Here is a 24,586-nt window from a genome sequence, read left to right as displayed (position 1 = left end):
GGGGTTACCCGACCGGAAAGATGCGTTCATTCTCGCGGTCTTCCATGACCCTAACGTCCATCCCCTCGCTCAGGTGCAGCCACGGGTAGGCGGGAATGGTGATGGGCATAAAGGTCTTCGGATCAAGGATGCCGGCCATATCTCCGTCGATGAAGGAGACGGCTGCATACTCGGCATCCCGCACATTGCCGATGATACGATAGGAATCATCCTCGCGGACGACGTTCATGATCCCCTCCTGCAGGTCGAAGACCTTGATCGTCCCCGACTCCACCGACCGCACCTCATAGTACTTGTTTTTGATCTCGATCACATCACCGCGCCGGTAGCGGGGCAACCGGACAAGATAGGTGATGCGGTAGAGTTTCTTGCCTTCCCGTTCGCCGATCAGTTTGGGATGGCGGGTCGTCTTTCCCCCGAGTTCGTTTGTGATCTGTTTCGTGATCAGATCGCCGATGTGGTGGCTCGAGATCACGACATCCACGCCGTCCTTGATGTCATCGATGCGGGAGATAAAGGAGAGGCGCTCTCCCGATTCCTGCAGGCCGTCCTCGACGCTGTAGGCGATCGATTCGACCCGGCTGCGTTCGTGGATATCCGGCGTGCGGTCGGTCGCCCGGACCTGGATGACGCCCTCGTAATACCCGCCGGAGAGGCGGCTGCACCGGTCGCACTGCTCTTTTTTCCATACGACGAGGACTTCGCGGGTTTCCTGTACGGGAATGCCGTAGAGCGTCCCTTCCGCATGGATGATGCATTTCGTCCGGTTCGGGCTCGGTTCGTAGGTCTCCACGGTAAAATGGAGGTTCTCGACATCCGGGTGCACCTTCAGCGCACCGAGGGCAAGCTCTTCGGCGAGGAGTTCCCGGTTCGGGGTGGCATCTGACCACGTATTCCCCTGTTTCATCGACCCGCAGGTCGGGCAGAAGGTGCAGACGACGCGCTGCTCGGCAACGATCCAGTCGATGCTCTCCGCAAGGCACTTGTCGCAGATCCCCTCGTTTGTCGTCGGTCCGCCACATTTCGGGCAGAAATTTTCCTGAATATTCATGGTTCGTATCAGGCCTGGTATATCTGGGCGTGCGGAATCCCGTCTATGAGTATATATGCCCCTTCGGGCAGGATGCCGCACTCTATCGCAACACTAACGGCCTTGTTCCCAATAAGGTTAATGTTTCCCGCGTTCTTCAGGGCGAGGGCGACCTCTGCCTCTCCCGCCTCTTCGGTCCCATAGAATTTTTCGCTCACATGGATGGTGATGTCACCGTGACATAATGTCCTGTTCAGAAGTTCCCTGTCACATACGGCAACGATCTCGCCCTTTCCCTGTATGCGGTGTATTTTCAGGTACATTGCATGTACTCATCGGCGAGGATGGGTAAAAAAGAACAGGTAGCGCCCTGTCCGTCAGGGCAGGGAGATATCAATGCCATAGACGCGCGACGGCGTCTCGCCGTGGATGCGCCACGCCGCATCTTCGCTCATCACGCCGCTCTCGTACATCCGGCGGGTAAACCGGGGAACCGACTTGGGCCCCACCACCGCACCCGGCCGCGAGTTGTCATCCATATAATCGCTCTCCATCATGAACCGCCGTCCCTCCGCGATGAGGGCAGGAATCGCCTCGTGTTTGGCGACGAGTGACGGGGTGAGCGGGGTGTCGGGGACGGCAAAGTGCTTGACGACCCGCTCCACCGGCAGGCCGGCCCGCTCCGCCATCGCGACAACATCGCTGCACGGCCCGCTCTCTGAGTGGATCTGGACGGCACAGCCCGTATCCGCCGCCACTTCGAGGGCGTGGCGGAGGACATCGTTGGAGACCTCCCACACCTCCTCCTCCACCGGATAGTGCGGCCGCCCGCTCTTGATGGCGACGGCCTTCCCTGCGGCGACATACTCGCCGGCGAGGGAGAGCCCGTCCTTCATGATCGCCGCCGCTGCCTCGAGAGGCATGCGCCGGGTGAGGATGCCGATCTCCGCAGGGTGCACCCCGAGAACGGGAAACGCAACAACCCCGTTCTCCCGGCACATCTCCGCGACGGCGAGCGTCATGTCGAATACCTCCCGGAAGTCCTCGCCTTTGACCGGATGGACCCCGAGCGACCACGACGGTTTGGTCACGAGCATCATGTGGGTGCCGCCCGCCCGCCGGAAGTCCTTCACCGCCTCCGCCCCGCGGCCGCCCGCCGGGTCGATATGGATATGGTTGTCGGTGACCGGAAATGAAAACGCCTGCATGTCAGTCGAGGATCTTCATGAGAGGATACTGCCCGTCGAACCGGAGTGCGGCGCGGCAGGTCTCCCCGCGCACGTCGGTCGTGATGATCACATCGAGCATCCTGCCCGCAAGTTCGCTGTAGCCGAAGGGATTGAGCTCCATCATCTCCGTTGCGATATGCACCGTAATCCCGGTCACGTACGGCTGGAGGCCGACCGCCTTTTCTATCGCCGTCTCGACCGAGGTGGCGGTGGCGGGGGAGATGGGCGTCCCCACCCACTGGTGGTACAGGGCGCCGAGTTTTATTCCGGCTTCAAATGCTGCCTGAATTTTATCAGGATTCATGATTGATATTTGCCGTAAAAAAAGATGAAGCCAGCGGTGAGTACGCCGGGCATCAGGAGAGCAGTTTCAGTATCCCGTGCCGGGGCTGCATCAACTGCCCGTCACGGTTCATCTCGTCGATGCGCTTGAGGATGTCATCGCGGTTGTGCCCGTTTTTGACGAGTTCGTTCACCACATCATTCATCTGCGCCCGTCCGTTCTGGTCGGCAAGCTCGCGGACGACCTCTTTTATCTCACGGATCAGGTCACGGCTGTGCTTGGAGTAGCTGGTGACCAGACGATCGATATCATAGGTCCCGCTCTCGGGGTCGTAGGCCACCTTCTTCAGGCAGTTGTCGATGATTGTAATCACCCGCTGGGCATCCGAAAGGTCGACCGAATCCGAGAGGCGTATCCGGGCGCTTGCCTCGGCAAGGCGGACGAGTGCCTCGAGCTGACGTGCGGTCACCGGGACCGGTTTGTTCTCGTCCGCCATATTACGGAGATTGAGATAGTAGTCGGTCAGGGTGTCCCGCGCATCATCGCTCATGATGGGGAAGCAGTTCCTCTTCGCATACGCGATGTACTTCCGGAAGAGCAGCGCATCGATATCCGGTGTCACCGGTTCGAGCTGGCGGCGGATGTACTCCTCGTCGACCCCCTCGATGGGAGACTTCCTGGTATGCTCGATCAGTTCTCCGACGCTGTGCGACTTGAGGATGTGGTTGCTGATCGCACGGTCGATCATCGCGTCCGGCTTGTCCTCCATGATGAAGATCAGGTCGAAACGGGAAAGGAGCGACGGCGGCATGTTGATCTGCTCGGCTATCGGCGCGTACTCGTCGAAGCGACCCATCTTCGGGTTCGCCGCCCCGAGAAGGGCGCAGCGCGACCGCAGGGTCGCCGTGATGCCCGCCTTTGCAATCGAGATGGACTGCTGTTCCATCGCCTCGTGCAGCGCACTGCGATCCTCCTTGGCCATCTTGTCCATCTCATCCACCGCAGCGATACCCATGTCCGCCAGGACCAGCGCACCGGCCTCAAGCGTCCATCTCCCGTCACCGAACTCGTCCTTCACGGCGGTTGCGGTCAGACCCGCGGAGGTGGACGATTTGCCGCTCGTGTAGATGCCGCGGGGTGCCAGCTGGATCACATACCTGAGCATCTGCGACTTGGCGATACCGGGGTCTCCGACGAGGAGCATGTGGATATCCCCGCGGAGGTGGCTTCCGTCGGGAAGCTCCTTTGCAATGCCGCCGAAGAGGATGAGCGAGATGGCCTCCTTGACCTGCGTCATACCGTAAATCGACGGTGCGATGGACCGGGACACCTTGGTATAGAGCTCGGGGTCCTGCGAGAGTTCCATGATCGCCGCCTCGTCCTCCTCGGAGATATTGACCTCCTCGAACTCCTTTTCCGAGACCTCTATCGAATTTGCCTCGAGGTACACATCGAAGAGGGTGCTCTTCTGCCCGTAGGAGACACGCTGCACCGAGCGGAGAATGCCGTTGATGATCACGCGGTCGCCCGGCGCCACCGTCCCGGTCAGGTCGTCGACCACATCGACATCGAGGGTCTGGGGCTGTTCCCCGCCCCGCAGCCCTTCCGGGGATTCCTGTATCCTGACCTTCTGTGCATCAACGAACTTGGAGAGCGCGGGAACAAGGTCCATCTTCGTCTGCCGTTCGCACTGGCTGCACGGGCGGTACGGCTCCTGAAATCGCGAATATTCCTGCTGGTACGGGGGGGTGAGCGTTCCGCACTGAAGGCAGCGGAAGACCGCGCTCGTCAGGCGGGGACGGACCTCGGTGGTCTTGCGCAGAATGCCCTCGACCGAGACGAAGGTGTTGATGTGATGAGAACGGATATCGCGGACGGGGAGTTTTTTTGGGAGATTGACGAACCGGATGTTGACGTCCGCGACCTTCTCCTCCTCGTCCTTCGTGAAGATCAGGTTGTTGTTCCTGATGGCGTCCCGGACATCGCCGATCACCTTTCCAGGTGATTTGAGCAGTTCGTCTGCGATCTCGAGACCGGTTCTCCCTGATTTCTGGAGCACGCGGTAATCGATCTCCAGTGACCGGAGGTGTGGATACTGGCTTGCAATCTCCCCCAGTTCCCTCCGGTAATGCTTCTTCAAAAATTTGTTCCAGTCGGACGCCCTGTCGGTGAAATCGACTCCGTCGAGATCCTCCCCCACCTACTTCTCACCCGCCTGATCCCGGTACCGCTCTGCCGTAAGGACGATGTTTGCAATCAGGGCCTCGATCTGGATCTCCGCCGACGCCCCCTCGCTCAGCCGGAAGTCCGCCTCGCCGAGGTACGAGATGATCTCCACCTTCAGCTGCCGGTCGAAGTTCTTCCGGATAACGGCACGATAGAGCTGGTTGATCAGTTCATTCGGGGCGATCCCGCGGGAATAGAGAAGATCATTGGTGATCGACTCCGCCCCTTCATAATCCCCCTCGAGGGCGGTTGCCAGGAGATCATCGATCTCGTCCGGACGTGCCGTCGAGGTGATCTCGTAGATCATGTCCTCCGTGATCTCCTCGCTGATGATGGCGGCGCCCTGAATGGCATTGATGGCCTTTCGCATATCGCCGAGCGAAACGTACACGATGGCGTCGATCGCCTCCTCGGTGATGGAGAGCCCCTCGCGACCCGCAATGCGTTGCAGTTCGGACGAGATGGCCGCACGGTCCAGCGGGCGGAACCGGTAAATGGCACACCGGCTCTGGATCGGATCGATGATCTTCGAGGAATAGTTGCAGGAGAGAATGAACCGGCAGTTCTGTGCAAAATTCTCCATCGTTCTCCTCAGGGCAGCCTGAGCGTCCGAGGTGAGTGCATCGGCCTCATCGAGAAAGAGGATCTTGAATTCGGCACCACCGAGCGGTGCGGTCCGGGCGAACTGTTTGATCTGGTTCCGGACGACATCGATTCCCCGCTCATCCGATGCATTGAGTTCCCGGAAATTCATCTGCCAGGTATCGCCGAAGAATTCGCGGGCGAGCGCGACGGCAGAGGTCGTCTTTCCAATCCCCGCTGTTCCCGTAAAGAGCAGATGCGGCAGGTTTCCGGACTTCACATACGATTTGAGTCTCTCGACTATCTCGTCCTGCCCAACGATATCATCCAGCACCATCGGCCGGTATTTCTCAATCCATATGGTATTTCCAGATTCCAATACGTTCACCCCGGAGAAACAGGACAGCTGCCTGACGGTATTGTATGTAAACTCTGTGCCGGAATCATATCAACCAATCGTTCCCGACTGATTCCATCCGCCGACGGATGGGATGGAACGATGCAAGTAGCTATTTCTCTCTCCGTCAGATATATTGGTATAAAAGGGAGATGCATGCAGTCCTATCAACTAATCTTCATCAGGGATTTGGCAGACGGAGCCCGCGACCGGACCGCTCCGGGAGTATGGCGGTCGGCATCCGGCACCCCCTGTACCCGCGTCTTCTTCTGTGCGGCCCTGATCGAACGGAGCAGAACAGCATCCGGAGGACTGCAGCTCAGGATTGCCGATCCGACCAGTGCGTGTTCCGGCTCTACGTCTCCCTCCGCGAAGGAACTCAATGCCCGGATAGAGGAGCTCTCCGTTCCGTGCTTCGTCTCCTGTGCCGCGACGGTGCAGCCGCGGACGGGTGCTGAAGAGGGCGGGCCTTCGCTTGCAATCGAATGGATGCAGGAAGTCCCCCGCCACGCACGGGACCGCTGGATCATCAGTGCCGCACGGCGTGCGGTTGCGGTCATGGAAGACGGACACGCCTGTGACCCGGATACCATCAGCATCCTCGCCGCCGCCATAGACCGGGCGCTCTGCGCCGTCGACATCACGGAGGCCCCTCCGGCACCTCCCCAGGATCACATCGATGCCGTGCTCGATGCCATTGGGTTCCTCAGTGCCGACCGGACAGGAGCGGACGAGGGCGAAGTGATCGGCATCCTCGCAACGAAAGGAATCTCCTCTGCCGATGCGAAGTCCTGCATCACCTACCTGAGAGAAGAAGGCGACTGTTACTGCCCACAGCCCGGACGACTCCGTGCCCTCTGATGCCCTCCCCGCATATGATCCCTGAATTTCTGCCCGAAGGACCCGCGCTCCTCCTCGAAACCCCCCGCCGCCTCCTCTTTATTGCGGATACGCATTTCGGAGCGGAAACCGAATTCGGGCGCCGGGGCGTCCATATCCCCAGCAATACCGACCAGCGCCTGAACCGCATTCTCTCCTGCATCAAAAAGGCAGACCCGGATCTGCTCATCATCCTCGGGGATTTCAAACATGCCATCCCGATGACGAGCAGACAGGAATACGCAGAACTCCCCCGTGTCATCGAGACGCTCCGGGACCATGTCACTCTCCGGCTCGCACCGGGGAACCATGATGTTGGCATCGACCGGTTCCTCGACGTTGAGGAGATACTTCCCCGCGACGGGGTCCTGATCGACGGGATCGGTGTCCTCCACGGACATACCTATCCGGCTCCCGACCTCCTGGGTCACCTCTGCATCATCGGCCATCACCACCCGGTGGTGCATCTCTACGACGAGGTCGGGTGTTCACTCCGGTCCCACCCCGCCTATATCATGGGAACGCTCAGGGGTGAGTGCCTCCCTTCCCCCGTCCCCTGCGACACCCCGACGCGGGTCCTCTTCATGCCCGCGTTCTTCGAGTATGCGGGCGGACTGGATGTCCGCTCCCTCCCGGAGAGCGGACTTTCCCCCATCGCCCGCTGTCTGGATACCACCGATGCCGAGGTCTTTCTCGATGACGGCACGTACATCAACACCATGGAGGCACTGATACGCGATGAGCGCGCTTGACCTCCTCTCCCCGGAGATCCGGGAACTTGTCAAAAAGCGGGAGTTCGACGCCTTGTCCGAGACGCAGGAGGCCGCCATCCCCGCCGTCCTCGACGGGGGCCACCTCCTCCTCATCGCCCCGACCGGCACAGGGAAGACCGAGAGTGCCATGCTCCCGGTATTCGACCGCCTCTCCCGGACCTCCGGCGGCGGGTTCCGTGCCATCTACATCACTCCGCTGCGGTCGCTGAACCGTGACATCCTCGGGCGCCTGACCTGGTGGTGCAGGGAACTCGGCCTCACCGTCGGCGTGCGCCACGGTGACACCCTGCAGTCGGAGCGGAGAAAACAGGCGCTGAACCCCCCCGACCTCCTCATCACCACCCCGGAGACCCTGCAGGCGCTCTTCCTTGGAAAACGGCTCCGGGAGCACCTGAAAACGATCGAGTACGTGGTAATCGACGAGATCCACGAACTCGCCGGAAGCAAACGCGGAGCGCAGCTCTCCGTCGCCCTCGAACGGCTCGTCCCGTACGCCGGTGAGTTCCAGCGGATCGGCCTCTCGGCAACGGTGGGCAACCCCTCGGATGTGGCGAAGTTTCTCTGCGGAAAGCGCCCCTCCCGGATCATCGACATCCCGTCCGCCCCGCACATGCAGCTTGCCGTCCGGTTCGCGGGCGAGGAGTTCGGGCAGCAGACCAAGGTGATCGACAGGGCCATCAGCGCCGACCACTCGACGCTCCTCTTCGTCAATACCCGATCGACCGCGGAGGCGCTCGGGCATCAGCTCTATGACCGGGGCGACGTCGAGGTGCATCACGGCTCACTCTCAAAGGAGGTCCGGGTTGATGCGGAAGACCGCTTCAGGGAAGGAAAGATCCGGACCCTCATCTGTACCTCCTCCATGGAGCTGGGGATAGACATCGGCCATATCGGCCATGTGCTCCAGTTCGGGAGCCCCCGCGAGGTCTCACGCCTCCTCCAGCGGGTGGGACGGGCCGGGCACCGGCTGGACACGGTATCGGAGGGCACCATCCTTGCCACCGGGTTCGATGACCTCCTCGAGTCGCTCGTCATCAGCAGGCGTGCCCGGCAGAACGCCTCCGAGGACATCCGGGTGATCAAAGGTGCGGGGGATGTCATGGCCAACCAGATCGCAGGCCTTGCGATGGAATACGGCGACATCCCGATTCGTGCAATGGAAGAGATCTTCTCCCGGAGTGCATGCTTTTGCGAACATACGTCCATGGTCCGTGAGATCTGCGAACAGATGGCCTCCCACCGTCTCATATGGATGGAGAAGGATGCCATCTCGCGTTCGGGGCGATGCCGCACCTATATGTACGCCAATCTCTCCATGATCCCGGATGAACGCAAGGTGCAGGTCTTCGACATCGTCTCCCGCAGGACGGTGGGGACCCTCGACGAATCGTTCGTGGTCGGGTGGATTCACACCGGCGCGGTCTTCATCACCAAGGGGCAGGCGTGGCAGGTGATCGCCCTTGAGGACGGGAAGATCAAGGTCGAACCGGCCCACCGCATTCGCGGAGAACTCCCGTCATGGGAGGGGGAACAGATACCCGTTCCCTATGAAGTCGCACAGGAGGCGGGGAGGCTCAGGCGGACGCGGGCATTCAGGGACTATGGAGCGGATTCTCCCTCCGTCCGGTACCTCTCCGGATTTCTGGACGATATGGAGACGAGGGGATATGCGATCGCCTCCGATCGCCTCGTGACCCTCGAACACTTCGATGAAGGGGTCGTCCTCAACATCTGCGGCGGCCACAAGGCAAACGAGGCACTCGCCCGCGTTCTCTCCGTCCTCCTGTCGGCACGCTTCGGCTCATCGGTGGGCATCGAAGTCGGGGCCTACCGCATCCTCTTCCGGCTCCCGTCGTCCATCCGGGCGTCGCATATCCAGGAACTCCTCGAGACCATCGACCCTGCCCACATAGAGGGACTCCTCAGCCTCGCGATGAAACGGACCGCCATTTTCAAGTGGAAGATCGTTCAGGTGGCTAAGAAATTCGGGGCAATCGATGCCGATGCCGATTACGAACGCATCAGCATCCACCGGCTCCTCGACCTGTTTGAAGGGACCGCCATCCAGAAGGAGACCTACCGTGAGCTCTTCACGACCATCATGGATGTTGCGGGAGCGCAGACACTGGTGGAGGACATCCGCTCCGGAACGGTCGAAATGCGCATCGCACCCCTCTCTCCCCTGGGAAGCGAAGGCCTCAGTTCGTCCCGCGACCTGATTCCCCCTCCGACGACGGACGATGCCGTCCTTGCCACCATCCGCAGGCGTCTTGAGGAGGAGGAGGTCGTGCTCTTCTGCATGCACTGCAAAAAGTGGAAGTCCAGAACCCGGGTCTCCCGTATCACGGAAGCCCCGGTATGCCCGGTCTGCGGCGCACGTCTCATCGCCGCCCTGAAACCATGGGACGAAGAACTGATCTCCTCCGTGAAGAAGACTGTGAAGACCGAGGAGGACAGTGCAGTCGAAAAGAGGCTCATGAAGAACGCAAACATCGTCCTCTCCAGCGGGAAGACGGCGATCATCGCCCTCAGCGCCCGCGGTGTCGGGCCCGACACCGCATCCCGCATCATCGCAACGATGACGGAAGGCGACGACTTTTACCGGGAAATTCTGAAGGCGGAGCGGAACTACATCAAGACCCACCGCTTCTGGTGACCGGTCCGTTGTGCACCACACAAACCCGCTTGATGCACCAATATTCCGGTTCGCCATGGGGCGATGATGCACCACCCGGGGGAATGCATATACCGCTTGATGATCAATAACTACTGATTCTATGCCTGATAGCGAACACAACCTGACCGATTATGATGAAGTATTCCGGACATTCTCCATCGATGTCCCCGAATACTTCAATTTCGGGTATGACGTCATCGATGCCTGGGCGAAAAAGGACCGCAACAAACTTGCGATGATCTGGGTGAACCAGGAAGGGGATGAGAAGAAATTCACCTTCCGCGATATGATGAACCTCTCGAACAAGGCAGCCAACATTCTCCTGAAATTCGGGATCAACAAGGGCGACCGGGTCATGCTCATGCTCCCCCGGATACCGGAGTGGTGGATCTTCGTGATTGCCATCATCAAACTCGGTGCGGTCGTCTGCCCCTGCCCGACGCTTCTTACCTCAAAGGACATCAAATATCGAATAAATGCCGGAAAATTCAAGATGGTCATCACGGATATGGAGAATTCCGGAAAATTCGAGGACGTCTGCGAGGCATGCCCCTCCCTCCGGAACCGGATGCTCGTCGACGGGGAACTCCAGGGATGGGCCAGCTACCCGGTGGAACTGCTCTATCCTGCGCCGGTAAACCACCGGAAGGTCAGCATGCCATACGAAAACCGGACACGGGCAACCGACCCGATGCTGATTTACTTTACCTCGGGTACCACCGGCGAGCCGAAGATGGTGCTTCACAACAATGCCCACCCCCTCGGGCACATCGTAACGGCGCGCTTCTGGCATGATGTCAGGGAAAATGACGTACATTTCACCTATTCCGACACGGGATGGGCAAAATGTGGATGGGGAAAGATATTCGGTCAGTGGATACAGGGCGCCTGCCTTCTCATCTACGACATCTGGGGGAAATTCAAGGCAACGGAAATCCTGCCGCTCATCGAGAAGTACGAGGTCACGACCTTCTGCTGCCCGCCGACCATCTACCGGATGCTCATCATCGCAGATCTCAAGAAGTACGATCTTGCCGAACTGCGCCACTGTACCAGCGCCGGCGAACCCCTCAATCCCGAGGTGATCAAGGTCTGGGAGGAAGGTACCGGCCACACCATCTACGAGGGCTACGGACAGACCGAGACCTGCTGTGCCATCGCCTCGTTCCCCTGCATCCCGCACAAACCCGGCTCCATGGGCAAACCGATGCCCGGATGGCACATCGACCTCCTCGATGACGACGGGAACCCGGTCAACAACTACGAGGAAGGGCGCATCGCCATCTCGCTCAACCCGCGCCCTGTCGGCCTCATCATCGAATACGTTGACAACAAGGAGGCAAATGCGGAATCGTTTGTCGGCGACTACTACTTCACCGGCGACAAGGCCTATCGCGACGACGACGGATACTACTGGTTCGTCGGGCGTGATGACGATGTCATCAAAAGCTCAGGATACCGCATCGGACCCTTCGAGGTGGAAAGCGCCCTTCTCGAACACCCTGCCGTGCAGGAATCCGCGGTGGTGGGATCGCCCGACCGTATCCGGGGCATGATCGTCAAGGCATTCGTCGTTCTCAATCCCGGTTTTGAGGAATCGGAACCGCTCGTCAGAGACCTCCAGAATTACGTCAAGCGCACCACCGCTCCCTACAAGTACCCGCGGATCATCGAATTCGTTGACGAACTCCCGAAAACCATCTCGGGAAAGATCAAGAGGAATGTGCTGAGAGATCAGGAAATCAAAAAGATGAACAACCAATAACTTTTTTCACCACGTTGTGCACCACACCTCCGAATTATTTATCTTATTTTGCACCAATATTACTCATCATGGTGCGCTATTCCATAACGATGGATGATATGCTTGTTCAAAAAATCGACGCTGAATGTAAAAATCAGGGATTATCACGCTCAGAATGGATTAGTGATGTCTGCACCACGAAGTTTTCATCACTCAACGGAAGCGGATCACTCCCCCTCCCCATCACCACAGAGGACAGTACCCTCGACCTGCACAATATGGCGGATTATGAGGAGACCTACCAATCCTTCTCCATCGATACGCCGGAGTATTTCAACTTCGGGTTCGACGTCGTCGATGCATGGGCGAAAAAGGATCGCAACAAACTCGCGATGATCTGGCTGGACCAGAAAGGCAACGAGAAGAAATTCACCTTCCGCGACCTCTCCCGGCTCTCGAATCAGGTCGCCAATATGTTCATAAAATACGGACCCGCCAAGGGAGAGAAGGTGCTCATCATGCTTCCCCGCGTGCCGGAATGGTGGATCTTCGTGCTGGGCCTCATCAAGATGGGCATCATCTACTGCCCGGCACCCACGATGCTCACGGAAAAGGACCTGAAGTACCGCATCGACGCCGCCGACATCAAAATGGTCATCACCGATTCGGAGAATGCCGACAAGGTGGACGCCATCTTCGATGACTGTCCCTCCCTCAAGTCGCGCTTCCTCATCGACGGCGAACGGGACGGCTGGATCAGCTACCCCGTGGAGCTTTCCTATCCCGCACCGGTATCCAGCAAACTGATTCCGCTCCAGGGAATGGCGCGCACCAAACTCGAGGACCCGATGCTGATGTTCTTCACCTCCGGCACCACCGGAGAACCGAAGATGGTGCTGCACGACCACGGGTATGCCCTCGGGCATATCGTGACCGGACGGTTCTGGCACGATGTAAGAAGCACCGATCTACACTTCACGGTCGCCGATACCGGGTGGGGCAAGAGTGCATGGGGCAAACTCTTCGGACAGTGGACCGAAGGCGCCGCCATCTTCGTCTATGACATCCGGGGCAAATTCAACGCCACCGAACTTCTGCCCCTGATGGAGAAGTACGGGGTCACCACGTTCTGCGTCCCGCCGACCATCTACCGCATGCTGATCCTCGCCGACCTCGAGAAGTACGACTTCTCCGAACTGCGCCACTGCTGCAGTGCCGGGGAACCGCTCAACCCCGAGGTGATCAAGGTCTGGGAGGATGCGACCGGTCTTACCATCTACGAGGGGTACGGGCAGACGGAGACGGTGCTCTGTATCGGCACCTTCCCCTGCATGAAGGTCAAGCCGGGCTCGATGGGCCTTCCCGCTCCGGGATGGCAGGTCGAGGTGCTGGATGAAAAAGGGAATCCGTCAAAGCCGAACGAAGAAGGCCATATCGCCATCAAAACCGACCCGCGCCCCGTCGGCCTCTTCATGGAGTACCTGGACAACGAGGAAGAGAACCGCCACGCCTTCAGCGACGGCTACTACTATACCGGGGACCGTGCCTACCGCGACGAGGACGGGTACTTCTGGTTCGTCGGCCGCGACGATGATGTGATCAAGGCATCCGGGTACCGTATCGGACCCTTCGAGGTGGAGAGCGCCCTCATCGAGCACCCGGCGGTACAGGAAGCGGCCGTCATCGGAACACCGGACATGATCCGCGGACAGGTGGTCAAGGCCTTCATCGTCCTTGCTCCCAGCTATGCGCCCTCCGAAAAACTGGTGAAGGAACTCCAGAACCATGTCAAGCATGTCACCGCACCATACAAGTACCCGCGTGCAGTGGAATTCGTTGATTCTCTCCCCAAAACGATCTCCGGAAAGATCCGGAGAAAGGAGTTGAGGGACCTCGAAATGGCAAAAATCAGGACCGGGAAGAAGGGCACCCCCGAAGCCTGATGAACACATTTATTTTCAGGAACCACGTATAGAGTAAGGCGCGAGGGTTGCCGAGCCAGGTCAAAGGCGCTAGGTTCAGGGCCTAGTCATGTAGATGTTCGAGGGTTCGAATCCCTTCCCTCGCATGTATTTTTTTCAAAAATTATCCAATTTTCCTGCAGTATTCTCAAATCCCCCGCTAAATCCAAGTACTTATGGTATAAATAGGAATTTGGAGATATTTTTTAAAGGTACCATAGTGTCATTTCTAAAAATTGTATATTGCAATACAATATCAGGCATATTCCGGATGAAATCGTATATGACGCTCGTTTCACCGGAAATATAAATTCGCGGAAGAGAATTTCAGCCTGTTTTGAATGCCGGCATTAGAAGGTACCTTGTTGTACGGAGGATTTTATGGTTGGAAACGGATTGGAAATATTGGCGGCATTTGTTGTCTATCTTGGCATTATGGTCACTATTGGTTTTTTGTATTACAAGAAGACGAACAGTGTCAGTGACTACATCCTTGGTGGGAGAGGACTAAACAGGTATGTAACGGCACTCAGTGCGGAAGCATCCGACATGAGCGGATGGCTCCTGATTGGACTTCCCGGTCTTGCTTATCTTTCGGGAATGTCTGCCATATGGGTGGCACTCGGTCTTATTATCGGGACATTCCTGAACTGGAAATTCATCGCAAAGAGACTCAGGGTCTATACGAAAAACGCAAACGATTCCCTCACCCTGCCCGATTTCTTCAAGAACAGGTTCGGTGACACGAAGGACATCATCGGTGCGATTTCATCTGTTTTTATCCTGATCTTTTTCCTGATATACACATCCGCACAGTTTGTTGCCGGGGGAAAACTGTTCAACACGGTCTTTGGAGTTGATTATACGACCGCCCTCCTTGTCGGATCCCTGATTGTTGTATTGTATACCTTTACCGGCGGATTCAAGGCTGTATGTCTCACCGATTTCATACAGGGCTGTCTGATGTTCTTCGCCCTCCTCATCGTTCCGATTGCGGCGCTCGCAATGATCGGCGGTCCGGCCAGTGCCATTGCCGGAATCGAGCAGATTAACCCCGATCTCTTGAATCCCTTCCTCGACACCGACGGAAATCCCCTCACCATAATCGCTGTCGTCTCGATGCTCGCATGGGGGCTTGGCTACTTCGGGCAGCCGCACATCCTCGTCAGGTTTATGGCAATCGAAAAGCCGGGCGAGATAAGGGAAGCACGAGCCGTTGCAATGGTATGGGTCATCATCTCGCTTCTGGCGGCTGTTGCCATAGGCATCATCGGACGGGTATTTCTTGATCAGCCGCTTGTCGGTGCAGACTCGGAGACGGTCTTCATGGTCATGACCGGAGAGGTGTTCTTCTCGTTTTTGGCTGGAATTATCTTCTGCGGAATTCTTGCAGCAATCATGAGTACGGCCTCATCGCAGCTTCTCGTGAGTGCATCCGCGGTTTCGCAGGATCTCTACAAGACATTTCTGAAATCCGATGCCTCCGACAGGCAGCTGATCTGGATAAGCAGGTTTTCTGTTCTTCTTGTCGCGATGTGTGCAATTGTCCTGGCAATCGACCCGAACAGTTTCGTATTCAATATCGTCTCATATGCCTGGGCAGGCTTTGGTGCGGCATTCGGACCGATCGTAATTATGGCGCTCTTCTGGAAGAGAACCAATCTCCAGGGTGCCCTTGCGGGAATCATCGTCGGCGGCCTGACGGTCCTTATATGGAAGCAGTTTGAATTCTTCGGACTCTACGAGATCGTCCCGGGATTTGTGCTTTCACTCGTGGCCATCTATCTGGTAAGTAAATACACCGCACCACCGGACGAGGCTCTGGTCAGGGTATTTGAAGAGACGGAAAAAGAAGTCCTCAACAATGCGGACTAAATCCGATATTACATTTTTTCTCCTCATCCCTGTAAAAAAAGATAGTGTAGTGAATTTTTTGCTACGGAGGGATATCTTCTCAAATACCTGTCTCTCCGGTCACTCGGTCATGGCTTTTCCTGACCGAACGGCTCCAGCTGTCTCATCACGACAGCCGCAATCGTCCTGAGAGGAAGGCCGGTCGTCTCCGCCACCTGTTTCATGTCCTCGAATTCCGGTTTGAGGGCAATGGGAATGCCGTCGACGGTCGAGCGTTTCACCCGTATATCATACACCCCGCCCGCAATCTCAACGGGGACGGTGTTGCGCTTTCGCTTTGCAACCAGCCGCGGGACTTCATAGATACGAACACCAAGAGTACCGGTCTCCTCCATGAGAATACCGGTCAGGTGACGATACAGGCGACGGTTGGTGATCACCGTCAGAACATGCGCAGGCCGGCTCTTCTTGCCGAGTACAGGAGTGAAGTAGACATCCACTGCCCCTTCGGCAAGCAGTCGCTGCTGGGCATATGCCATTACCTCGCCCGTGACATCGTCGATATTGGTCTCAAGAAGCACGATCCTCTCTTCCACCACATCGGATGACTCCCCCTCTATGATCCGGAGCACGCGACCCGTGCCGTCACCGCCATGCACAATCCGGCACGGTATCATCCCGGGGAAGGTGTCAATACATTCTGCCATATTGGCAAGAAGCGCCATGCCGGCACTGGTGGTGCGGGATTCATGCAGCAAGCCCGCCGGAAGGGGAACGCGGTGACGGGCGCATATGGCGATGACCGGTGAGGAGGGGAGCCCTGCCGCAGGGGGCAACGAACAGACAGGAGATGAAAGGATGCCTGCACGGTCCATGAGGGCAAGGGGTACAACACATTCGATGATGTCGCCAATCCCTGCAGCACTGTCAAAGCGGGAAAGATCGGCTATCGCTCCCTCCATCACCTCATGCGCCCTTGGCGATAGATCCAGCTCGGAAGAGATTATGCCCGCTGCTTCGCTGAGGTCATCCGTAGAATCGTCTCCGGCCGTCCCGTTCCCGATGATCACAAATCCTTCAGTAGAACCGGGAGTTGGCGGTTGATACCGGACCTCCCACCCGGCACCGCATGAGGATCGGGAAATTGCCTCTGCTATCGACTCGAGGTGAGCGGCCGACCCCACAAGGGCCATAGCCGCCGCTGCCAGAGCCCCACCGGAGATTCCGCTCTCCGATGGATCAATAACAAATGTTCTCATTTACTCTGCCGGAGGGAACGGTTCGTTGATCTTCGCGTGCACCCGCTGGGCGAGTTTGGCCACCTCATGCGCCTTGTCCCCTGCCCCCGGAATGGCACGTGTCAGGAATGCGCCATCCTCCGCACCATACGCGGCTTCCTTCGCCTCCATCCCGATCAGGGACGCAACGGCGGCGGGTACCGTGATATTGATGATGGTGTGACCGATGTACTGCAGTTCCTGCGTGAGGACCGCCCCGCAGAAGAGAGCGGTCGGCCAGTTGGGATCATCCTTGTTCTTGCCTTCGAACACAAAGGCGGGAATCTCCTTCCCGCTGAGGTTATCCACATGGTACTTCGTGCCGTCGATTGTGACGTCATATGCGACATTCGAGTCAAAACCCCAGTAGCGTTCGGTGAATTTGTCGGTCCGCCTCCCGTGCGGCTTGATGGAGGTGTATTTGAATTCAATCGTCTTCCCGGTAAAGCCCGAAAGAATCGCCGAACCACGCTGCTCGACATACGCCTGCCTCTCCTCGTCGAGCGTGCGGGTGGCCTCCTGTACGGTCTTTCCCGCCTTCATGAGATCATAGGTATGGGCGGCACGACGGTAGATGGCCCGGTCACGCACACCCTCCGATGCAAGTATGCAGGCCTTGGTGATCTTTCCGCGGGTCACCTGCTCCGCCTTTCGGGCAATGGTGTTGAGACCGCAGAGTGCCATCTCGGGGTCGATGAAGGAGTTCATCTTATAGTCCCGGACCGCCGACGCCACTTCGAAGACGTCCCCGTTGTGCAGGACCATCAGCCGAAGAGCAGGGACGCAGTCCCCTTCAAGGTGTCCAAGGGGAGGATTGACCGGCCCGCCCGAGAACCCCGCTCCGATCGATGCAGATTCTTCAAAACCGGCAAATATCTCTGAGAGGGCCATCGATCCAATCACCGACGGCCCCCCGATATCCTTGAGGATAAGCCCGAAATCGCCGAGGACCTTGGCGGTGTCATACTCCTCGTGGGTGCCGCGGATATGGATCGTCTCCGGCAGACCGGCGGCATCACGTGCGCCCTTTCCGGCAAGGTAGGCGGAATCCACCTTTCCGAACTTGCCGAACTCCTCCCCCAAGAGCGCATCGGGATGAATGAACTCCATGGTCACCGCCGCACCAATAAGTGCGGGCCAGAGGGCATAGGGCGTAATACCGGCACCCTCCATACTGCGCATCATGGCTTCGGTCCCGGTCTTGGCCGCATTGTACGCAAGTTCCGGAATGTTGTAATCCTCACCGAGGGCAGAGTGGCCATAGATGGCGCCACCGGCAATGAACGGCGGCAACACTGCACCATCGACCCGGGTGAGTTTCTTGTCCAGCATTTTCTCGTAGATCGCAAGGTAGGCGGGAAATGCCGGAATTTTATGCGTAAATTTCCCGGTGGTAAGAGCAATGGCACTCGTTCGCGGAGCCCCCGCATGCATCCGTGCAATGGCGCCGAGTTTCCGGTTCCCGAGCGGTACACCGGAACGGGCACAGGACCCCATGAAATATGCAAGGGAAGCTACGATCAACGCAGCATTCTCGGGAGATGCCCCCGCATTTTTCGCCTCACGGACCGCCTTTTCAATCACCATATCAAGCGGAAGGCCCGGGGCTGCCGCATCGACCAGCGTCATCCGTCCGAGAAGCGACATCTCAGGCCCGGTTACGGTACAGAATATGTCCTCGGCAAGCGAATTGGCCGCCGCAAACACAGGAATGACCAGGGCGCCATGCCCCTTGGTCGCGGCCTCCAGTTTGTCATTGGTCATGGAATCGGGCTCAAAGGTTGCCGCCATTGTGGCAGAAAAAATTACTTTGTCTTTGTCATGGTCATCTGGCATGTTTTCATCTCCTCTGACAAACCCCGGTTTAGTCTTCACCCTGATATAGATTCTGCTGGACATCATTGCACCAATAATACGTCATTCCTGAGTGGAATCGCCCGATACCGGACTCAATTTCTTTTTAATGCTCAAAAATTGCGTTATCGATCAATTCAACAGAAATTGCCGTCCATTCCAACCCCATTTCGTTGCCCGAAACGTATCTGCCGTGAGGAGTCGTCATTCCCCCTTTCGAATCAGGGGGCGTATACGACCCGGTCGCTCTTATGAAGATGGGGAGTCTACACTACTGTCCCCGTTTCATCGGGACAATCATCACTCCATTACATGCGCGGTAAATTTTCGTATCCGGTGTGCCGAAAATGATCCATTTCAGCGCAGGATTCACATGGAAGCGGGCGTCGCCCCAGCCTTCCATCTCAGCATGAACGATCTCCCGTGTCCCGGTATCTCCGACCAAATCGGAAGATCCCGGTCGCAATTATTGCGACAAACGCCTTATTAGGATTGATCAACCATACCTTCTATCGTGGAGGAACATCTGTGCACTCGCCGTTTGCCGTTCTAGCAGATCAGATATACAAACACCCGAAGATCGTCACCATAGCCGTCATCCTCTTCATGATCCTGATGTTCTACGGTGCATCGATGACCTACATGAAGACAGGAACCGAGACGTATGTCGACATCGACACCCCGGCAGGATCGCTTCTCCTCAATTACCAGAACCAGTTTTCCAGTTCGAGCATCATACTCATCATCGAATCCGATGACGTCACGAGTGTACAAAATATCGAATATATCGACGCACTCGAAGAGGATATCCGGAACGAACAGTACATCATATCGGTTTCCAGCATCGTCGATCTGTTGAAACAGGCAAATGGTGGCGTACTTCCGACAAACGATGCTGAGGTGTCGGCCATCATCGCCCGAACCCCCCCGGAGGTCCTGGAAAATATACTTGCATCCAAACAGCTGACCTTCGTCATCGTCCCCCTCGAGACCGGCACCTCCTCGGATACGGCGACCGTCGTCATCAACAACATCGAGTCGCTTGTCGAAAATTCCGCCATACCGCCGGGTCTTGCGGTCACCGTCGGCGGAAGCCCTGCCTTTGAAAAGGAGATGCAGGAAGAGATCAATGAGTCGATGGCCGTTCTCATCCTCGCCGCCATGATCCTGATGGTCATCGCGGTGGGCCTCCTCTTCTCCCACGTGAAATATCGTTTTCTTCCGGTGGCAACGGTCTTTCTGGGCCTGGTGACCACCTTCGGGATCATGGGCATAACAGGGATACCCCTTGGAATGACAGTCATCGGCGCCTTCCCGGTCCTCATCGGGGTCGGGATTGACTATGCCATCCAGTTCCATTCCCGCATCGAGGAGGAGACGGAACGCCGCCCCTTGCAGGAAGCCTTGTCCGTCACCATAACAAATGCCGGGCCGTCGGTTATGGCTGCCATGATTGCAACATCCATCGGATTTCTCGTCATGCTTATCTCGCCCCTCCCGATGGTGCGGGATTTCGGCATCACCTGCACCATCGGGGTCTTCGCGTGCTACATCGCCGCCCTGATCGTTGTTCCTACCTTTGCCCGGCTGGTCGGGTATGAATCCAAGAGCAGGGAACGATCCGAGACAACGGATGCACGACTTTTTATGAAGCGATACGACGCCTTCCTGGGGCGGGTTTCGGTCCTCATGGCAAACAAGGCCGTCATCATCGTCGTTTTTTTCACGATCTTTGCGATGGCCGGTTACCAGCTCGACAGCACGATCCCCATCGACACCGATGAGGAGACCTTCGTTCCTCAGGATATGCCGGCGCTCAATGACCTGAAGAAGATCACCCGGACTGCCGGGGCGACCGAGACCCTCCCCATCGATATCCGCGGGGATTATGTCTATGACCCGGTCACGCTTGCGTGGATACAGGGATTCCAGGAATATGAGGTCTCCACCCGCCCTGAGATCATCGATGCCGCAAGCATCGTCACACTCATCGAGACCTATAACAACGGTGTCCTCCCCACCTCCCAGACAGAGATCGATGAAGTGCTCGCACGAATTCCCGAAAGCGAGAAGGATCGCTACAATCACGGCAATATGGAGACGATCATCCAGTTTACCACGGCCGATATCGACAGCAGAACAGCGCTGACGCTCATAGGCAACATCCGCTCCGACATCACCTTCGTCAACCCTCCGGCAGGCATCACCGTCACCGCCACCGGCAGTACCACCATGTTCGCCGATCTCATCAACGACATCAATGACTCCAAGAACACGATGACTTTCCTCGGGTTCCTTGTCATCTCAGCCTACCTTCTGGCTATTTACCGGAAAATCCTCGCCATCTCCCCTATCATCCCCATCATCATGATCGTCGGATGGAACTCCCTCATTATGAAGGCGCTCGGCATCAACTATACCCCCATGACCGCCGTCCTCGGATCGATGACGATCGGCATCGCCTGTGAGTATACCATCCTGATCATGGAGCGGTACAATGAGGAACGGGAAGGTGGCGGTTCGGTCATGGATTCCATCCGGATGTCGGTTCAGAAGATAGGAACGGCCATCACCGTCTCGGGACTGACCACCGTTTTCGGGTTTTCCGCCCTCACCCTCTCGGCGTTCAATATGATATCGAATTTCGGGACCACCACCGTCATTACGGTCGGGTTCTCCCTCATCGGCGGAATTCTCATCATGCCCGCCATTCTCAGGCTGATGAGCAGGTTTGAGCGGACTCACCCCGTGTAATTACCCGCCCGCCTATACTTTATGCAGGTTCGTCGAGAATCGTGCATTCACACCGCCCGATGAAGAGCGCAACACATCCGCACAAGAGGGTCGCCAGCCCGAATGCCGCAGAATAACCCACTGCATCCACGACAAGTCCGGCGATAAACGGCATGAAGGCCATCCCGCCATACGCGGACGCATTGAAGATCCCCACCACGGTCCCCTGCCGGATCTTCGACTGTGCCAGATATTCCATCTGGGCGACAAAGACAAAGCCCACGACCCCGCCGACTGCGGCAAACACCAGAATGACCGCGATCCATCCAAATTCCGGGGCAAAAAATGCCATTGCCACGGCAAGGGCCATCACGATCCCGCCGACCCGTATAAGAGGAACCGGCTGAATGCGTATACGGGGTGCCACAAGCGAGGTGATCACCGTACCCATATTCATCGCGGCAAGCTGTAGCGAGAGAACAATCGGAAGTTCCCCGGTAAATTCAGGATAGAGGGACGATATGACACCGGTGGTGCCGACGATGATGAACGAGGAGAGGTAAATCCACCGGAACATATATGCGGCATCCTTAACCGGAGCAATCTCCCGCTCTTCACGCCCTTCTTCGGAGAGAGTAAAGCTCAGCAAAAACGGAACCATACTGAGCACGGTGAAGACCAGAAGCCCCAGAGTCGTGCCGAAATCGGCCAGCCACCCCGTGATGAGAAGGCCGCTGAGGAGGCCGACATTGAGTGCGGCAAAGTAGTACCCCGACAGCATGCGGCTGTCCTTCTGCACATTCACCCACGAGAGAGCGGATGCAACGAAAAAACCCGCCCCAATCCCTTCAATTCCCCGTGCCGCAATCACCAGCAGGGGGCTGTGGGGAACGAGAAAAATCGCGGCACCGGTCACCACCGTGAGAAACAGCCCGCTTTTGATGCACCGCTTCGTTCCGTACCGGTCACCGAGGATCCCTGCCGGAATGACCGACAAAAATGCGCCGAAAAAGTATGCGGAAAAGATGGCCCCCTGAACCGATGGTGCCTCCGATGCAAAAAAGGGAAGAATGGGAACGACGGCGTTGGAGAGGGCCATGACCGTGAAGACGCCGAGGATCAGGGAAATGCGCTGTTTCACGGCTTCATCTCCCCGTCCACCCCGTCATCATCATCACGGCACTCATACCATGCGGTAGGTTTCCAGGTTCATCGGCGATGCCGTCTGGATATGATATCGCTTGTAGATGGAAGATGCAAGATCGATCGTGTTCTTCTCATCCCCGTGGATGGTAAAGATCTTCTCCGGCCGCGGCTGGAGATGGTTGACATAGGCCATCAGCTGCTTCCTGTCCGAGTGGCCGGAGAATCCGTCGACCGTCTCGATCTCCAGGTTGACGACGATCGTCTCCCTGCGTCCGAGCGGGATCTCCTTCCACCCCTTCTGGATGCGCCGCCCGAGAGTCCCGTCCGCCTGATATCCGACGAATACCAGCATATTCTTTTCATCAGGAGCAAGGGCACGGAGATATTCCATCACCGGACCGCCGCTGAGCATACCGCTCGTCGTGATGATGATGCAGGGGTCGCCTTCGATGACCTGTTCTCTCAGGTCGGGAGAATCGACCTGTTCGAAACACTCAGCGAGGAACGGATTCATCCCCTCGCGGAATATCTGGGTCCTAAGGTCCGGGTTCAGGTATTCGGGGTAGGTGGTGTGGATGGCCGTCGCCTCCTTGATCATCCCGTCGAGATACACCTTCACCTTCGGGATCTTCTCGAGCCGGATGCCCTCCTCGAGTGCCAGCATCACTTCCTGCGACCGCCCGACGGCAAATGCCGGAATGATGACCTTCCCGCCCCGGTTGATCGTCGTGTTCACATAGTCATAGAGTTTCTGCTCCGCTTCCTTGCGCGAGGGCTGGTTGTCGTTCGACCCGCCGTAGGTGCTCTCCATGAATATCGCCTCAAGTCGGGGGAACTGGACCGTGGCAGGCCCAAAGAGACGGGTCTTCCCGTAGTTGAAGTCGCCGGTGAAGGCGATGTTGTACAGGCCGTCGCCCACGTGGAAGTGACAGATCGCCGAACCGAGGATGTGTCCGGCATTATGATAGGTGAGTTTTACGTCCGGTGCGATGTCCGTGACACTGCCGTAATTGAGGGTGATGGAGTGCTGGAGGTATTTCTGGACTTCCTTCGATGAGTACGGTACCGTCCCGGTTTCCTTGTTGACTACATCGAGATAATCGAGCTGGAGCATCGCTGAAAGGTCACGCGTCGCCGGCGTGCTATAGACCGGACCGTCGTATCCGTATTTGAAGAGGAGCGGGACCATGGCGCAGTGGTCCAGGTGGGCGTGGGTGAGAACGACTGCATCGAGCGTATTGAGGGGATATATCTCGGGAACGTAGAGGTAGGGATACCCTTCCGTTATCGAACCGGGCTTCTCCCCGCAGTCGATGAGAATCTTGCTTTCCGGAGTTGTCAGGAGGAAGGCCGCACGTCCGACCTCGCGACAGCACCCGAGTGTGGTGACGCGGACCCACTTGTCCTTACTGGTGACGTCCCGGTGGATGCGCCGGCCGATCCGCCGGAGAAACTCCTTTCGCTCGTCCTTGACGGACCGGAGGTACTGCCGGATATCCTTTACCGTCTTGCTCTCGATGGGAGGGGTGCGCACGACCTTTGCCGTCCAGCCAATCTCCCTCGTGATGTCCCTCAGCGTTGACCCGTTCTTCCCGATAACGACCCCGGGTTTTTCCGCCTCAACAATGACTTCGCCGGTATCGGGGTCGAAGAACAGATCGGTGATACCGGCATTGTCGGGAACCACGCTGCGGATTCTGCCGGCGGCAACCTCCGGGTCCTCCAGCACATTGGGGCGCACCACAATGCGTTTTCTCAAATCACGGGCAAGGATCTTGATCAGGTCCGCTTCCTGCGCAAACCTCTTCGGATCATCAGTGTAGATGACAAGTTCCGGCCCCTCAAATTCGACTTCAGACACGGAAATACCCGCAGGTACTTTCGCATTTATCTTTTTCTTGAATTCATCAAGTCGTTCATCAATTAACATTAAAACCGTCC

At 57.5% G+C, this 24,586-nt stretch carries 17 protein-coding genes and 1 tRNA gene; 8 read left to right on the top strand and 10 right to left on the bottom strand.

The genetic code is table 11. The annotated features are described in order from the left end of the window. Nucleotides 1–4: 4 nt before the first annotated feature. From AZH53_RS03000 to AZH53_RS02975, 6 genes are read right to left on the bottom strand one after another with little or no spacing between them, the layout of a single operon-like run. Nucleotides 5–1,051 (bottom strand): 60S ribosomal export protein NMD3, encoded by a 1,047-nt coding sequence (locus AZH53_RS03000; protein ID WP_319642065.1) that lies wholly within the window; start codon nucleotides 1,049–1,051, stop codon nucleotides 5–7. Nucleotides 1,052–1,059: 8 nt separating this feature from the next. After that, complete coding sequence (locus tag AZH53_RS02995) at nucleotides 1,060–1,353, bottom strand: DUF424 domain-containing protein (RefSeq protein ID WP_319642064.1); 294 nt, start codon at nucleotides 1,351–1,353, stop codon at nucleotides 1,060–1,062. Between the two features lie 54 nt (nucleotides 1,354–1,407). Continuing rightward, nucleotides 1,408–2,238, bottom strand: coding sequence for a TatD family hydrolase (locus AZH53_RS02990; RefSeq protein ID WP_319642063.1), 831 nt, complete (start codon nucleotides 2,236–2,238; stop codon nucleotides 1,408–1,410). A gap of 1 nt (nucleotide 2,239) precedes the next feature. Further along, on the bottom strand, nucleotides 2,240–2,563 hold the full coding sequence (locus AZH53_RS02985) for a dihydroneopterin aldolase family protein (RefSeq protein WP_319642062.1): 324 nt from the start codon (nucleotides 2,561–2,563) through the stop codon (nucleotides 2,240–2,242). Between the two features lie 52 nt (nucleotides 2,564–2,615). Then, nucleotides 2,616–4,742, bottom strand: coding sequence for a minichromosome maintenance protein MCM (locus AZH53_RS02980; RefSeq protein WP_319642061.1), 2,127 nt, complete (start codon nucleotides 4,740–4,742; stop codon nucleotides 2,616–2,618). Continuing rightward, nucleotides 4,743–5,729 (bottom strand): replication factor C small subunit, encoded by a 987-nt coding sequence (locus AZH53_RS02975; protein WP_319642060.1) that lies wholly within the window; start codon nucleotides 5,727–5,729, stop codon nucleotides 4,743–4,745. It lies immediately after the preceding gene. 174 nt (nucleotides 5,730–5,903) lie between these two features. On the opposite strand from AZH53_RS02975, the gene AZH53_RS02970 reads away from it, so the two are divergent. The 7 genes from AZH53_RS02970 to putP all read left to right on the top strand — a co-directional run bounded on the left by AZH53_RS02970 (nucleotide 5,904) and on the right by putP (nucleotide 15,656). Then, nucleotides 5,904–6,608, top strand: coding sequence for a hypothetical protein (locus tag AZH53_RS02970; RefSeq protein WP_319642059.1), 705 nt, complete (start codon nucleotides 5,904–5,906; stop codon nucleotides 6,606–6,608). A 14-nt stretch (nucleotides 6,609–6,622) separates the two neighbouring features. Beyond that, nucleotides 6,623–7,378, top strand: a complete 756-nt coding sequence (locus AZH53_RS02965) for a metallophosphoesterase (RefSeq protein WP_319642058.1) — start codon at nucleotides 6,623–6,625, stop codon at nucleotides 7,376–7,378. Continuing rightward, nucleotides 7,365–10,055: a DEAD/DEAH box helicase gene (locus AZH53_RS02960; RefSeq protein ID WP_319642057.1), complete on the top strand. Its 2,691-nt coding sequence runs from the start codon at nucleotides 7,365–7,367 to the stop codon at nucleotides 10,053–10,055. Before AZH53_RS02965 ends, AZH53_RS02960 begins: the two co-directional genes overlap by 14 nt. A gap of 121 nt (nucleotides 10,056–10,176) precedes the next feature. Next, on the top strand, nucleotides 10,177–11,841 hold the full coding sequence (locus tag AZH53_RS02955; protein ID WP_319642056.1) for an AMP-binding protein: 1,665 nt from the start codon (nucleotides 10,177–10,179) through the stop codon (nucleotides 11,839–11,841). Between the two features lie 68 nt (nucleotides 11,842–11,909). Next, nucleotides 11,910–13,763: an AMP-binding protein gene (locus tag AZH53_RS02950; protein ID WP_319642055.1), complete on the top strand. Its 1,854-nt coding sequence runs from the start codon at nucleotides 11,910–11,912 to the stop codon at nucleotides 13,761–13,763. Nucleotides 13,764–13,803: 40 nt separating this feature from the next. Next, a tRNA-Leu gene (locus tag AZH53_RS02945) sits at nucleotides 13,804–13,888 on the top strand. A gap of 274 nt (nucleotides 13,889–14,162) precedes the next feature. Then, a complete protein-coding gene (putP, locus tag AZH53_RS02940; protein WP_319642054.1) occupies nucleotides 14,163–15,656 on the top strand; it encodes a sodium/proline symporter PutP in 1,494 nt (497 codons plus the stop codon). Nucleotides 15,657–15,763: 107 nt separating this feature from the next. On the opposite strand, the gene larC is transcribed toward putP, so the two are convergent. After that, complete coding sequence (gene larC, locus AZH53_RS02935; protein ID WP_319642053.1) at nucleotides 15,764–16,894, bottom strand: nickel insertion protein; 1,131 nt, start codon at nucleotides 16,892–16,894, stop codon at nucleotides 15,764–15,766. Next, nucleotides 16,895–18,748, bottom strand: coding sequence for a hypothetical protein (locus tag AZH53_RS02930; RefSeq protein WP_319642052.1), 1,854 nt, complete (start codon nucleotides 18,746–18,748; stop codon nucleotides 16,895–16,897). Between the two features lie 546 nt (nucleotides 18,749–19,294). Between AZH53_RS02930 and AZH53_RS02925 the strand changes: the two genes are divergently transcribed. Then, on the top strand, nucleotides 19,295–21,520 hold the full coding sequence (locus AZH53_RS02925) for an efflux RND transporter permease subunit (RefSeq protein ID WP_319642051.1): 2,226 nt from the start codon (nucleotides 19,295–19,297) through the stop codon (nucleotides 21,518–21,520). A 19-nt stretch (nucleotides 21,521–21,539) separates the two neighbouring features. On the opposite strand, the gene AZH53_RS02920 is transcribed toward AZH53_RS02925, so the two are convergent. Further along, on the bottom strand, nucleotides 21,540–22,640 hold the full coding sequence (locus tag AZH53_RS02920) for an MFS transporter (RefSeq protein ID WP_319642050.1): 1,101 nt from the start codon (nucleotides 22,638–22,640) through the stop codon (nucleotides 21,540–21,542). 42 nt (nucleotides 22,641–22,682) lie between these two features. After that, on the bottom strand, nucleotides 22,683–24,575 hold the full coding sequence (locus AZH53_RS02915) for a beta-CASP ribonuclease aCPSF1 (protein ID WP_319642049.1): 1,893 nt from the start codon (nucleotides 24,573–24,575) through the stop codon (nucleotides 22,683–22,685). Nucleotides 24,576–24,586 lie beyond the last annotated feature (11 nt).

The organism is Methanovulcanius yangii, from assembly GCF_018687785.1.
In the GTDB taxonomy this organism is placed as follows: domain Archaea; phylum Halobacteriota; class Methanomicrobia; order Methanomicrobiales; family Methanomicrobiaceae; genus Methanovulcanius; species Methanovulcanius yangii.
This window is presented reverse-complemented; position numbering and strand designations above follow the sequence as displayed.

Excerpts from the sequence above, each read along its gene's own strand:
- larC (WP_319642053.1), bottom strand. The coding sequence starts at position 16,894 with ATGAGAACATTTGTTATTGATCCATCGGAGAGCGGAATCTCCGGTGGG.
- putP (WP_319642054.1), top strand. The coding sequence starts at position 14,163 with ATGGTTGGAAACGGATTGGAAATATTGGCGGCATTTGTTGTCTATCTT.
- AZH53_RS02990 (WP_319642063.1), bottom strand. The coding sequence starts at position 2,238 with ATGCAGGCGTTTTCATTTCCGGTCACCGACAACCATATCCATATCGAC.
- AZH53_RS02965 (WP_319642058.1), top strand. The coding sequence starts at position 6,623 with ATGATCCCTGAATTTCTGCCCGAAGGACCCGCGCTCCTCCTCGAAACC.
- AZH53_RS02950 (WP_319642055.1), top strand. The coding sequence starts at position 11,910 with ATGGTGCGCTATTCCATAACGATGGATGATATGCTTGTTCAAAAAATC.
- AZH53_RS02985 (WP_319642062.1), bottom strand. The coding sequence starts at position 2,563 with ATGAATCCTGATAAAATTCAGGCAGCATTTGAAGCCGGAATAAAACTC.
- AZH53_RS02955 (WP_319642056.1), top strand. The coding sequence starts at position 10,177 with ATGCCTGATAGCGAACACAACCTGACCGATTATGATGAAGTATTCCGG.
- AZH53_RS02970 (WP_319642059.1), top strand. The coding sequence starts at position 5,904 with ATGCAGTCCTATCAACTAATCTTCATCAGGGATTTGGCAGACGGAGCC.
- AZH53_RS03000 (WP_319642065.1), bottom strand. The coding sequence starts at position 1,051 with ATGAATATTCAGGAAAATTTCTGCCCGAAATGTGGCGGACCGACGACA.
- AZH53_RS02915 (WP_319642049.1), bottom strand. The coding sequence starts at position 24,575 with ATGTTAATTGATGAACGACTTGATGAATTCAAGAAAAAGATAAATGCG.
- AZH53_RS02960 (WP_319642057.1), top strand. The coding sequence starts at position 7,365 with ATGAGCGCGCTTGACCTCCTCTCCCCGGAGATCCGGGAACTTGTCAAA.
- AZH53_RS02930 (WP_319642052.1), bottom strand. The coding sequence starts at position 18,748 with ATGCCAGATGACCATGACAAAGACAAAGTAATTTTTTCTGCCACAATG.
- AZH53_RS02995 (WP_319642064.1), bottom strand. The coding sequence starts at position 1,353 with ATGTACCTGAAAATACACCGCATACAGGGAAAGGGCGAGATCGTTGCC.